At 41.7% G+C, this 13,751-nt stretch carries 9 protein-coding genes; 3 read left to right on the top strand and 6 right to left on the bottom strand.

The features are described 5' to 3' along the window. Positions 1 to 111: 111 nt before the first annotated feature. Positions 112 to 741 (bottom strand): calcium-binding protein, encoded by a 630-nt coding sequence (locus ACL6C3_RS15600; protein WP_413168140.1) that lies wholly within the window; start codon positions 739 to 741, stop codon positions 112 to 114. 208 nt (positions 742 to 949) lie between these two features. Beyond that, positions 950 to 1,186, bottom strand: a complete 237-nt coding sequence (locus ACL6C3_RS15595) for a hypothetical protein (protein WP_413168139.1) — start codon at positions 1,184 to 1,186, stop codon at positions 950 to 952. Positions 1,187 to 1,373: 187 nt separating this feature from the next. Between ACL6C3_RS15595 and ACL6C3_RS15590 the strand changes: the two genes are divergently transcribed. Next, on the top strand, positions 1,374 to 1,709 hold the full coding sequence (locus ACL6C3_RS15590; RefSeq protein WP_413168138.1) for a hypothetical protein: 336 nt from the start codon (positions 1,374 to 1,376) through the stop codon (positions 1,707 to 1,709). A 174-nt stretch (positions 1,710 to 1,883) separates the two neighbouring features. On the opposite strand, the gene ACL6C3_RS15585 is transcribed toward ACL6C3_RS15590, so the two are convergent. From ACL6C3_RS15585 to ACL6C3_RS15570, 4 genes are all read right to left on the bottom strand, one after another. Continuing rightward, the gene (locus ACL6C3_RS15585; RefSeq protein ID WP_413168137.1) at positions 1,884 to 3,101 is read right to left on the bottom strand and encodes a CPBP family intramembrane glutamic endopeptidase; all 1,218 of its coding nucleotides are present in this window, start codon (positions 3,099 to 3,101) and stop codon (positions 1,884 to 1,886) included. Positions 3,102 to 3,540: 439 nt separating this feature from the next. Then, positions 3,541 to 6,759, bottom strand: coding sequence for an RNaseH domain-containing protein (locus ACL6C3_RS15580; protein ID WP_413168136.1), 3,219 nt, complete (start codon positions 6,757 to 6,759; stop codon positions 3,541 to 3,543). Positions 6,760 to 6,761: 2 nt separating this feature from the next. Continuing rightward, positions 6,762 to 10,175: a hypothetical protein gene (locus ACL6C3_RS15575; protein ID WP_413168135.1), complete on the bottom strand. Its 3,414-nt coding sequence runs from the start codon at positions 10,173 to 10,175 to the stop codon at positions 6,762 to 6,764. Continuing rightward, entirely contained in the window at positions 10,165 to 11,673 is a 1,509-nt protein-coding gene (locus ACL6C3_RS15570) for a hypothetical protein (RefSeq protein WP_413168134.1), read from the bottom strand. The genes ACL6C3_RS15575 and ACL6C3_RS15570 overlap by 11 nt, the downstream gene beginning before the upstream one ends. A gap of 272 nt (positions 11,674 to 11,945) precedes the next feature. On the opposite strand from ACL6C3_RS15570, the gene ACL6C3_RS15565 reads away from it, so the two are divergent. Further along, positions 11,946 to 12,200 carry a hypothetical protein gene (locus ACL6C3_RS15565; protein WP_413168133.1) on the top strand — a complete coding sequence of 85 codons (255 nt, stop codon included), beginning with the start codon at positions 11,946 to 11,948 and terminating at the stop codon, positions 12,198 to 12,200. A gap of 89 nt (positions 12,201 to 12,289) precedes the next feature. Continuing rightward, positions 12,290 to 13,597: a DEAD/DEAH box helicase gene (locus ACL6C3_RS15560; protein WP_413168132.1), complete on the top strand. Its 1,308-nt coding sequence runs from the start codon at positions 12,290 to 12,292 to the stop codon at positions 13,595 to 13,597. The last annotated feature ends 154 nt before the right edge of the window (positions 13,598 to 13,751 follow it).

The following is a 13,751-nucleotide window of genomic DNA, read 5'->3' as shown; positions in this document are numbered from 1 at the left end:
GAAAGGGAAGGTGCTTCTAAACTCAGCGAAATAGGTGACTGTCCGACTTGGTTTAAAAAATCCGTAGGGGCGCATTGCAATGCGCCCTGAACTCTTTTAGGTTCGATTAAACTAAATGATTAGCGGTTGAATAATCTTAATTCGATTGAATTCTTCAAGGGTTATATCCGAAAGAATCGCTATAGTTTCGCCCGTTGAACGCAAATTAATCGATATATCGTCCCGAAAATTCAATCCTGCATTAACTTCTGCTCCATCTACAAACTCTAAATCAGCTTCGGTAATGTTTCCTTGCAAGAGAATACTATCAGTACCCAAGCCATAATCAATAATAATGTCCGTTCCAAACCCAATTACAAACTGGTCGTTTCCATTGCGTCCTCTCATCGTATCGTTTCCCAAATCTCCAAACAGGAGGTCATTCCCGTCATCGGCATCGATATTATCATTACCTTGACCTCCATATAGAGTATCATTTCCACGTCCGCCACTAATCTCATCTTGGTCATTATTTCCAAAGATTAAATCGTTTCCATCGAATCCCCTCAGCACGTCGTTTCCGATATCACCAAACATCGTATCTGTTCCACTTCGACCAAAACTTCTATCACCCTGAACAATATCATCTCCTTTTCCCGCAAAAAGCCAGTTATTATCCCCAAAGGAAAATAAAGAATCAGTCCCCAAGCCACCGATAAGGGTGTCCCCCCCCCCGACTTCCCACAAGGGTATCACTCCCATCTAGCCCAAAAATAGAATCTGCTTCGTCACTTCCAACCAAACTATCTGCGCCCTCTGTTCCAAAAATTTATGCCATGATTTATTGGTATAAATTTGACAACGGCTTCTTAAAGTTAACCCATTGATATCCGTGAAAACAGTAAGCTTTTGTAAAGTTTCCAATTCAAAAATGTAAAGATTCGGTAAAATCAATGTTTTTCTGTCTCTTTTAACGAGAAGTTAACTGTGCTAAAGCCTGCGACCTGTGCCATTCGACATAATAAGCCAACATACAAAGAAAAACGTGCGCCTTAACACGCTCTTCGAGATGATGATAAATCGGACGCACCTTTAAATCCATCGTTTTATAGGAGCGAAAAGCCTGCTCAACTTGAGAGAGTTTTTTATAAGCTTTCACCGTTGACGGAGCATCTAAAATTTCTGTCTCTACGGATGTACGAATCACATACAATCCATCCAAAGCGGCAGCAACTTCGTCCGTATGTGGTCTCGCTCATGCCGATGATTGCGGGTCGAGAGCTTCGCGTGGTTGAGCCGTAGTGATTTATGATTGCAGGTCACTACCAATTAACAATTACAAGCCTAGATATTGAGGAACTCATCAAATGATTAAATTGCTCACACTTATCTTGATGCTTACCACTGGCACTGCAACGGCTGCGGTTCAGCAACAAACTATCCCGGCTCAGTTTTGGGGGAAGTGGGACTTAGATTTGCAAAGCTGTAGTTCTCGTACATCTGAGGGAAGGTTTATCATTAGTGCAGACCGTATCAAGTTCTATGAAAGTATGGGTTCTGTTCGTTCTGTTGTCACTCATGGTAATTCTGACCTAGAGCTAACCATGGAGTTGTCCGGCGAGGGAGAAACTTGGATTTCCAACTATTATTTTCGGCTTTCGGATGATCAGAAGTCTTTGACAAGTTTAACCAACGGTAATCGTGAATTTGTGCGTTACCGATGCCCATGATTCTGGGTTGTTGTTTAAAAAATACTAAGCCATAAATTATAGTTACATTTTATTGTGAGTCGAGAATAAGCCACCCTATTCTCAGAGAGGTTGCAGAACCATGACCCTTATTCAGTTTCCCTTCTGGCTTCCTTGTCGCCCCGTCAGTTACAATCATTTATCCCTTCTCAATCGTTACTCCGTTTCAAGAATTTTAGCTGACTTAGCATAATAAGGAATAGTTACATTATTTTTAGGAAAGTTTTTGTAGATAAAATAAATTAGAAAAGGAGCAGAGACAGCTACTAAAAAAAATCTTTGACTTAACAAAGGCTGAATCAAATCTTGATATTTTTCAACGGAAATAAACGCATTCCTTTCATTTAAAGGTGTAGTCAAAAAGTTAATCATACTAAAACTTGCAACCAGAGTGTTATAAAAAAGATGACTCAAAATAGGAGTCATTAAATTGTGAGTTTTAAAATACAAAATTGATAAAATTATCCCGATAACAAATAAAGAAATAATGTCGAATCGAAAATGGATAATGGCGAAGAATAAGGATGAAGCTATAATACCTGTTTTGATTCCCCATTTTATTGCCCATTTTTGCAAAATTATTCCACGAAACAATAATTCTTCTAGGAGAGGAGCCAATAAAAGCACTGAAAAATTCCACCAAACCATTTCTAAAATATTAGTATAAATTTTTTGGTTCAGAAAAGATTCTACATATTTTGGAAAAATAAACGATAGCTGATATAACATTAAAGAATTTAAGCCCTGAAACAAAGCATACATCATAATACTGATGATTAAAACTAATTTCAAATTAATTGAATTCTGAAACCCGAGAATTTTATTAAAATCAAATCTTAATTCTTTCATTTTGGCTAACAAAACCGCTCCCGAAGCCAACTGAATAAATAGAAAAGCGGAGTTTCCTATCAAAAGAGATTCTTGTAAAGTCTTGAAAGAAAACAAAATTCCCAAGAAAAAATAGATTAACAAAGACATTCCCAAAAATATAAATAATAAGATTTCGGGAATATTGATTCGCTCAAAAGGTTCATTTACTGCGTTCTCAGATTGAACAGAAAATTGCTCAAGTCGAGAAGGGATAAAAAAGAAAATAGGTAAAATCAACAAACTCAATATTCCTAACCATCCCCAGTTAGAAGAATAACCTTTACTTTTGATATAGAGACAACATCCTTTAATAAAAAATATATATCCGACCAAACACGAAATGAAAACGAATAAACTCAAAACTAAACTCAAAATAGAATTGGAATCGGTAGATAATAGTTCTGGAAAACTTTCTGATAAAAATCCCAGGCTAGCCAGTGGAATTAACTTTAATCCGACTCCTAACAAAATTTTATCGAGAGCTTTTTCTTTTAAACTTTTCATAGATCAACCTTAAAAATCGAGTGGATTGGTTAGAAAGTTATTCCGGGTGAATGGAACATCTAACTTCTCTATCAGTTAAAGATGTCAATTTTATGAATTTTGAAGAAAAATTTTTTGTTGACCTTTCACCCGTTAGACAACCCTAGATCGCTACAATCCATAACAGATAAGGATGGAAGCTTCCAAGCACAGAACAGTAAAGGAAAATGGAGTCAAGGGAAGTCCAAGCTCTGCTATGGTAACACCTAAAATGCCAACGGAACTAAACCCTGAATGATTGCTTGCTTGTGGGGTCAAGCCGAGATGTTTGCTAAAAACAGATTTTGTCAATCACTGGCTAAAATTAGTATAAACTGACGGTATTTTCTAGTATTCACCTTCGAGAATAAATAACCAGAACAAACAGTAAACCGTCTTTCTCTTGGCGATATCTAATACATTATTCTTCCAAATCATCTTCTCCGTCTATTTCTCCGTCTTCCATTGCAAATTCGCTGATATAATCTCGTATAACCCGCTCGAAAAACAGAGGAGCGGGTAAACTAGACCAATCACTGTAATGACCAAAACCATAGCGTAAAGATTCTACCAGCGCAGCCAAGGAATCGGGATGATCTTCCGCTTGTCTCAAGGTAACAACAATTTCTAAAGGATTAGGCGTTGGATATTGTCCGGTAAATGGGGGACGAGCTTCAAGTTGGTGAACTTCCAACCCGGCTTGATTTAAAACTTTTTGGTTAGAACCATCAAGCTTTTTAGCACGGTTAATTTCTGTATGATGATAGCAACTTTGACCCCGTGATTTTTGATGAAGCGTTTTACGTCCCACAGACAGATAAGCAACACAACCTTTTTGATTGATTTCACTCTTTTTATTCGTTTGATTTTTCAGTTTAAATAGCTGGGTTGCACTGGAAGCTGAAGGAATTTCAAAAGTCGTCTTTAGTTCCTCTTTTCTGCGGGTATCATCCGGCTTAGTTTCTGCTAAATTCCGAACTTTTTTATCAATAATTCCGGGGGCGATCTCTTGGCGAATCCGAATTATTCGTGCATTATTCCACTCTTGTTCTAGATGTTCGTATAAAGGCGAACCGGATTTGTGTGCTAAATTAATATTGTTCGGGTCTATTCTAACATCAGCAAGCCAGCGCCAAAGCTGCACGCAGTTAGAAGAATCAATCATTACTAAGGGGTGATTTCCTTCCTCAACAGAAGTTGAAATAATTTCTCGAACAAACTCCATGAAACGAGCCTCACGAATTTCCTGTTTATCCGCCAGTTTAACGGGTGATATTTTAGAAATATAAGTAATCCCATCTGCAAATTTACTCCAGGGACTCCTTTCCAATTTATTCCCTTTTTCATAGGCGCAGCATAGCTTACACTCCCCCGTTTTCACTTGGAGGCGCATCGCAACAGGTAAAAATGTGGTTCCTATATGACCGCGAGCGCGACCTTTTTGTTTGCGAACAATGGTAATCCCAATAATTTCTTTAGGTCGATTTTCTTCGGGGATATCTTTCAACCATTTATCTACTTTTTCTTGAACGTCTTCAATGTAGCCGTAGTGAGCAAAAAGTAAATCTTTTAAAGCGGCTTGCGCCCGATGAAAAAAGTCACTGAGTTTCAATAATTTTTCTTTTTTAGTTTTCTCAATGGGTAAAATAAACTGTACCCGACAGTCAGCCATCTGAGCCAAAGCTTGACGGGTGGAGGGCTTATTAACGCGGTCGTCATGTTTGTACTTATTTTCTGAATTTGTATCGGGATACCATTCCCGCGCCATAACGAGACAGAACGTTTTTTCAGGGCGTTCGGCGAGTTGTTGAACGGTAGAATCCCAAGCTTGAATTCGACGACGGGAGCGCTCTTTTTGTTTTAATTTAGAACCCGGTAGTAATTCTCTGGGTCCGTGAGTGTTTTCGGGTAAACGATTAGTTTTTACGTCAATCTTTTCACCCCAAATTAGATTGATGAAAGCCTTCAGTAGTTTTAAATCGGTTTGCAACTCTTCCTCATAGAAAATGACGAGTAATGGTTTATTTTTGCCGTGCAGATTGTCCATAATCGCTTGATTTTTTTCAATCATAGCTTGAAGTTCGACCATCTGAGGTTTGGTCTTATTTCCTCCAAATTGTAGAGATTTTCTCCCGCTCACAATGCTTTGTAAATCGAAGCCAAAGTGAGTAGATAACAGTTGACTTAACCGTTCGTCACTGAGTTCTTCAAGATAATTTTCAGTAAAGTTGATGTTGTTTTCACTTTCAATCACTTCTAGAATCGCACTCAACAGCGTGGGTAAATTAATCATGCGAGAAACTGTATCATCTAACTTATGGCTTTCACCTTTAATTTTCACGGTTGAATAATCCTCGAAGGGTATAAAGCCCGTTGATTCTAAAATTTCAGCTATCTTTTCAAATGCTTCTAACTTATCAATTTCTGGTACACCCGCTTCAATTCCGTGTTTGCTATCTTGTAACCCGTTGCTGTAGGTTAGCATCACTTTACAATTTTCTGTTGAAGCTTTACCCAGCGCTATTTGTTGGCCATCAATATTTTCGCCATCGGGCGTTTTTGTCGGGAGTTTTAATTTGGGCTGCAACGCTTCAAAATCTTTATCAATCGCCCAAAAATATTTTTTCTTTTGATTGGTTTTGGCTTTTTGCTGCTTGTCTTGCTGAGGAATAACTTTATAACTGAAAGCGCGATCTTGATAAGCTTCCGAGAAAACAAAACCGCCAATCCTTTTCGAGTTAAATTCGGGCGGGTTTAACTCATTTAACCATCGACGTTTTGAGACATCAATCTTCAGGAGTGGCTGCTTTAAAGCAGGAATTGTTACCACTTCTAAACGGAGAACCAAACTAAACTTTCCATTGTTCGCTTCCTCATTGTTTTGGGGAATGGGATTGGTAATTAACTCCGCCATCCCAGTTGTAAAGCTTCCATCACTGGAAATAACGCGCTTCATTGACCCCAATCCTTGAAAAATCTCTTTTCCCGCAATTTGAGACGCGATATATTCAATTAAGATTCGATAATCATACTTACTATCTTGATTTTTTTCTATCTTTTTCCAGGGTAAAACTTGCGATTTTAAACAAACTTTTAGTAATTCGTCGTTTTCTCTCAACTCTTGTAAACGATCAATTACTCCCGGTGAAACTTCTAGTTTTTTAGCAAAAGGTTGAATAAAGTTGGCAATCCACTCGTTAAGAATTGAGCGCAATTTTTTATAAATTTCCTCCCCTGTTCCACTATTTAAGTAGACAAAAGGTTGCGGACTATTTTGATTGTTACCGCTCAAATTAAATTGACTCAAACCCAAGTTAGAGTGAATCCGTGCTACCCCATCCAGTCCAACTTCTAAAAGACCTCGCAGAGAAGCATAGGGTAGATTTTTTCCGCTTGAGTTATCCCGATTTTTAGTTGCATTTTGAATTGCTGAAAACTCTCGCAAAGCTTCTTCTGTCCAAGCCAGTATAAAACCTTCAACGGTTACTGGGGGGAGATTATCCGGCACGGTAAAAGCCAGGGGAATCTGTTTAACAGTTTTGGGATTTCCCAGAGGAATATAAAGCTTATCTGAAAGCACGGTTGTTTCCGTTACTTCGTCGTTATTCAACTCAATTTCGTCAAAAATTTCGCTGTTCATGGTTACATCTCCAATAAAGAATCAAAATCGTCAAACTCATCTTCATCATCAGTCAATTCTTTCTCCGAACGCAAACCAGCCGGATAAACTACGCCCTGAATACGCCGTAAAGGATCGAGAAATGCGCTGTAAAGTTCTTGATAAATTTGACGATTAACGGGGTCAGAATGTTTGACATATTCTTCTAAAATAATTCGCATTTGAACCAACATACTCTCCCGTCCCGAGTCGGGTTTATTTTGAGTCGATTTATTCGCCCAAGCCGCATCAACAAAATAAACTTGTACCGGACAACCATTTCGCATTCCCCGGCCAATGGTTTGCAAAATACCAACCATCTGATTGGCGGTAAATGACTTGAATAAATCTTCGCCCAAACGACTCGCCATCAAAGGTTCTCGTAATAGCCGGCGAGCCGTTTTTACCAGTTTTTTTCGAGACTCCTGCCAAGCGTTATAAATTGCTGGTAAATCGTCAGTTTCTGCAAACTCTAAACTATCAAATTCTTGGGTTGCTTTTCCGGCTAAACCATACAAAAGCTGCATATCATCCATTGTGGGATGGGGACGAGTTAGGAAATAAATTGTACCGATGGCTGCATCAAGTTTCCTCGCTCCTTTGGTAAACACAATGTTTACACCTCGACCAATTGCTAACATGGGAAAAATAATAATATCACAAGTTTCATCATCTCCCAAAGCTTCACACTGCGCTGTTGTAACAAAATCATTGGGTTGCTCCCCATTTTTAAGAAAACGAACAACCGCTTTCGAGCGCTTACCGATTTCCGGGTAATAATCATTCAAATATTTCATAATCTGACGAGCTTGTTCGTAGCTGTTAACAACTAAAGCCGCTTTGCGGTGAACGCCATCTCGCACATCAAAATTACGAATTGCTTTGTAAATTTCCGAATTGCTTCCCCTTCGCACCAACGCATCGACCATTTTTTTTAAATTGTGTTCTCTGCTCTCTCCCGCACCACTATATCGAAGCGGGCGATCTGATTTTTCAGGGTCGGGAATCCATTTAAAGCGGTAAATACTGTTTTTATAATTCAGTTCTGTTTGGCGGGGTTTGAGAATATAATGCGGTTCAATATTGACGTGATATGCGGGGCTTGCTTCTAAAAACGAGGTGGCTGATGTCATTAAAATCGCGGGTTTTTTTCGGTCGCCATCCGCCTCAAATAAGCGATGAAAACGATACATCAACAGCCGGGGCGCACCGACAAAGGTAATATAAGATAACTCGACATTTCGGGCGTTGGTTCGGGTGGTTCGGGCGGATTTTAGATTGTATTTAACGCCCGATAAAGACCCCAAAAGATTCTCGGGAATTACTTTTCTCAGTTCCGGCGTTGCGGTCGATTCAACGATGGGTTCCCGAATCAGTCCTTCCGCGACCATTGTTCTTGTTCCCGGCACAATTCGCTGATAACTTAATATTACAAATGTCACGCAAACCAATAAGGTTATCGTATCCCGTTCTTCCCCGGTTTGAGAACGATTTGGAAAGCACAGCGATAAAAATAATTGGGCAATATTTTCTACAATTTTATCGCGCCGTTCGATTAAGTTTTCCGCCAAATATCGGCGAAAATTACCGATCAAATTTACCCACTTCTGTTTGAGAGTATCGCGGGAAATTTTGAGGGTTCGAGCGCAAAGATCTAAGTTCAATCGGTCGTAGGTTTCAATTCCCGTGCGATCGTAAAAAGCATGGTAGGCGGCGGTTGTCCAAAATTCAGTTAACGCTCGGCTTTGCTGAAAGAATTGTTTAACATCTTCTTCCAAAAGGCGATCGCGTTTGGGTGTTTTCTCAAAACCATCTAACAAATCGCTGACAATTCTTAACACCGTTAATAACTGACCTTCATAGCGATTTTTCACTCTCTCCGAGTGCAAGTTTTGAACCGCAGCGATCAGGGTCGTGTTGTGATTTCCAAATTCGGCTAAATCCAGGCTATAAAGTTCTATATTCCGGTCAAAAAGTCGATAGTTTTCTCCCCGAGCAAAACGGCTGTGAATTTGTTCTTGAATCACCAAATGAATGGAATCTTCCGCACCCGAAAGCCTCAAAATTGCCGCCCCATAACCATCAAGAGTTGATTGCACCATGTCCGCTTCATCAAAAATAATCACGTCAAATGTTCGAGCAATTAATTCAAAATAGCGGATGCGTTCATTAATAGCATGGGGTGGCACTTCAGTATCCATTGAAAGGACGTGACCCACCCAAATATTAGCGCTTACTAATTCTCGGGGCGCTTTGTTTCGCCCGCACATCGTCCAAACCGGACAAAGACACTTTTTCATCTGGCGATTATCCCCTGTTTGTAAAATGTCCTGACATGGCGCATAACCAAAACCCCACGGGGAAGTATCGGCATTTGAAAAGGCTGGTAAAACGCAGTTTAAACTGAACATTTCCGCCCGTTCTATACTGTCAGCAAACCCGCCATTATTCCCAGATGCGGCAATGGCTTCTGCAATATTGTCAGCGTGCCGGCGACGGGTTTCATTGCTTTGACCGACGAGCATTCCGACTCGAATTTCATGGAATGCTAATTCCGCCATGTATTGCCGAGAAACTTCAATAGAAGGAAAGACAAACATCGCTTTATAATTGCGTTTTCCGAGCCAAACCGCCAGCAAAACCAGCAATGTAGTTTTTCCCGAACCAGGCAATCCAATTAAGTGTTTAATGTCTGCAAGTTCCAGGGTATTTTCTTCTCGCAATCCCCGGCTTTCATCCGGTACCATCAGGGCAAAATGTTCAAACCGTTCTTTCCAGTTTCCCTTTCTTTTTTCTGGATGATTGTTTTCCCTTTTATCCATCTCAGCGGCGATTTCCTGTAGTTCCGACAGGGGAATACAAATGTTTTCATTCGGTTCGCGATTGAAGTCGAATGAATGGGTAACACGGGGAGCCAGAGGCGCTGTTATCGGGGGGATTGGTATTCTAATAGCGGTGCTTTCTTCCCCCAAATTGATAACCATTGGTTGGTGAGGATTGGCTACTTTTATAGTATAATATTGGTGGGGGAGGGGCTGGCTCAAAATTTGGCGGGCTTTAGTAATATTCGGATCTTCTAAAAAATCGGTGCGTTCAAAAGATAAGGTTTCCGAGTTGATTCTGTAGGCTCCTTGAGTTTGGTTTCGATAGTGGCGATCGCTATAAATAGAAATGGCGTGTCTAATTGACTGTTCTGTAACATAAGCCCCGGAAATTTGGCGGAGATTAAAAATAGCTTGACGGGCGTTTTCCAAAGCGGGCGCATTGAAAATACTTGCCCAACCGGACATCACCAAATGGGCATATTTGAGGGAATTTGTCTTCAGAAATTCTTCCATCAAAACGCAAAGCCAGCAAATACGATTCGGGCCAGTCCAAAAGTCGGGTTTAATTTTCATCTTTCATTTCCTTAAACGATTTAATAACTTCCGAAACGGAGAGAATTTCTAAAGTATTTTGTTCGCCTTTTTTCTCCAATATCGACAGTAAAGTTGAGCGATAATCGGGGTGATCTTCGAGGAGTTGATCGCCGATGGCAACGATGCGGCGACGATAGGAAATCAGTCCCCCAATGCTGCGGTTGAGGCGCAAAGCGAGAGAGACGGGACTGGTGTAAGATTTGGCATCAATACCGATATTGCGGTTATTAATTCCCACATCGCAGATATCGGAATCGGGGTAAAGTTCGGCATCGAGTCCGTTGCTTTTTGCCGCATCAAAAATCGCGATTTCGTCGATAGCGGGGCCTGTCCAATAGGTGAGAATTTGCGGTTTTGCAATCAGCAAACTGTCTGCTTTCGGGTCGATTTTTTCACCCACTTTGGCTTTAAAAGAGTTGTGACCCGGGCATTGGCGAATGGGACACCGCCCTTGAGGAAACAGTTTTTGATCGAAGTAAGGCCGCATTAATGTACCGCAGTGGGCGCAGCGATGGGCGTACCCGTTAATTAACCAAATATCGGGTACTAAATCGAAAAAATTGTCGAGAATTGTTCCCTGCAATGGGGTTAATTCTTTGTCTTCTAAATATTCAAAAAGTTCGTGCTGTCCAATTAGCGATCGCCGACCAAATAGTTCTCGCACGGCGGTATAAGCTTTGTGTTGGTGACGACTTCCCAGGCGCTCTGTTGACTCCCGCAAGCGTTGATGCAAGCGGTATTCGATCACGTTATCTTCGCCAAATGATCCGGTAATATTGGCAATTTCCGCACAATCTGAAGTGGGTACTCGCAGGTCGGGATCGATGAGAATTGCCCCACTAAAACGAAAGTTTGGGGGCTGAAAAATCTTTAATTTCCACTCTTTAAGGGGCAGTCTAGCCCGGTCAAGAACGGTATGCACGCAGGCGGCTTCATCGGGTAATCCTTCCTCGATATACAGGCGGCCCAATTTGCAGAGGGAGCGGTAAAGTTCCGAAGGCATACTATCATCTTGGCGCACAATTTCTCGGTTGAGAACTCTTGTGTATTGTCGCAAAATTCCCTGAGCCAGCAAGATAACCGCATCTTCTGCCAAGTCGAATTTGTTGGCGTGTCCCGTCGGTAATGGTAATGTTGCGCCCGGAATTGTTGGCGACCAATTGGCGTCTTGATGATTGGTTTCTGCGATAATTTGTTGTTCTAATATCACATCGGAAAATGAGGGTAAAACTTGAGCGATCGCCGCCAGTGTCCAACCTTTTTTCAGCAGCAGCGCTGTCGCTAATCCTTCTAAGATTTGGCGAAATCCAAATTTTTGGCCTTTGGGTTGCGATAGCAGTTGCTTGGCTCTCCACAGTCGCACCGTTCGTAGGGCTGGGGGGTCTACAGACCATCCCAGTTGGGCAATCTGTCGCTTTAACTGTTTGGTCAGAGCCTCAGCAGTTCCTTCCCACTGGCGAACCTCTTCAAAATACATCTGTGTACCGAGCCAAAAGTTTACATCGTTCAGTGTTTACAGTATACAATGTAAAACTAAAAGTCAATAGGGGGTCAGCAACCGGACTCGAATCCCTGTGACTGGAATAGAGAAATTGTACTTGTTTTGTAAGTTCGCGGTAATTGCTAACGGTGGTATTAAACACCTTTGTTTTTTTTAGGTCGAAGCCATTTTTTTGACTTTTTAATCTTCCCCAATTATAGTGAATACTCTTAACAAAAGAGGCAAGTATTTTAGAGGAAGAGTTGGGCATGGTTAGTAGAGGAACAACAAGCCAAACTATCACAGCTTCCTCACTTCGTCTGTTTTCTCAACTTCAGGAACTAAGAAGTGCTTGGGAAGAAAAGGAACGTGAGCGCTTGGAGGGTGGGAAATCAGCTTTAAGCGGATTTGATCACCAATTCCATTTGACACTGCTGAAAATTGTTCGTCGATGGAAAAAAGCATCTCAAGCAGAGCGTCAAGATGTAAATACAGCCCATGAAATTCTTGCCGAAGCTCTTTGAGATATTACTGAATCGGGGACAGTTGTGACTTTAACACAAGTCAAACGAACTCTTTGAGATAGCGCAATTCGTAAAGCACTTGAAGAATTTTGGAAAATTTTCAATTTGGCATTGGAGCGCACACCGAGCTTGGTAGAACACTTACGGTTTGTAATCTCCGGTCAGTTTCATGGGAAGAAGCCGCCAAACCAACGAGCGCTCCCAAAAAGCAGGTTATCCAACCGAACGCAACCATTATCAAAACCCTAGACCACAAACAGGAACAGTTGGCTCGTTCTCTCGGAAGGGGTCATCGAGTCTTCTGCGGGGTTGCAGGGTCAGGCAAAACCTTAATCCTGCTCAGTCGTGCTAAAACTCTCGCCGGGGGCGTATTCAATCAACGGGTTCTCATCCTCTGTTTCAACATTACCCTTGCGGCTTACTTACGTTCCCTGATTGAAGCAGATAATAATCTCCTATACCGGGATCGCATTGAAGTTCTGCACTTCCACGATTGGGCAAAGTCGGTGATGGGCAGTTTACCCAATCCCAAGAATTACGAAAGCAGTGATACCTATGACGAGGTGATAGGCGATCGCCTCCTGAATGCTCTGACAGAAATGCCACCGGAGGAAAAATGGGACGCTGTTCTCATCGATGAAGCCCACACCTTCTATCCGGCCTGGTTCAAGTGCTGTGCTGCGGCTCTCAAAGACCCCGAAAATGGTGACTTGCTCATTGTCTCCGATAAAAGCCAAAGTCTCTACAATCGCCAGAAGTTTACCTGGAAATCAGTTGGGGTAAAAGCGCAGGGGCGAGTACGCAAACTCAACCGCAATTATCGCAATACCTCCGAAATTTTATCGGCCGCTTGGGATATGGTGCAGTCGCTCTCCACTGATGACGAAGATGACGATGAAGCTTTCCCATTGGTCGAACCGGAAGCTGCCCTCCGACATGGCAAAAAACCTGTACTTCACCTGGTCGCTGACCGAATGGCAGAAACCCAAAATGCGATCGCCCAAATTCAGCAGCTAGTTTCCGAGGGTTATGAATCGAAAGACATCGCTGTGATTTACCGCTACTTGGGGCGTTGTGAAGCGGAACCGTTTGGCTATCTCACCCAACAGTTGGATGAGTTGGGACTGGGTTGCTACTGGGTGAACAAAGATAAGAACAACTACAGCAGTCGTCACCCCGGCATCAGATTGATTACCAGTAAGTCTGCATTAGGGCTGGAATTCAAAGCTTTGATTGTTTTGTGGGTTCAGCAGTTCGGAGTAGGGAATGAAGCAGAAGGCAAGCGGGAACTTTACGTTTCAATGACTCGCGTCCAGGAGATTTTGCACTTGTTTGGGTCTGGTCGGTTCGACTTTCTCAAAGGTTTGCAAGAATGCCAGCATTTTGACGTGGCTTAGGGTCTTAATTTGTTAACTTATTTTAGGAGAATTTCTCATGGATAGCTCTAATACTGAAGCTCAAAAACTCGCTGAGAAAAGCACCTGGGCAACAGGAGTATTAACATTTTTTCTGCTACCCGTTGGCTATATTTATACCTGACGTTATAGAGCA

The sequence above is a fragment of the Capilliphycus salinus ALCB114379 genome (assembly GCF_047276495.1).
Lineage (GTDB): Bacteria > Cyanobacteriota > Cyanobacteriia > Cyanobacteriales > Microcoleaceae > Capilliphycus > Capilliphycus salinus.
This window is presented reverse-complemented; position numbering and strand designations above follow the sequence as displayed.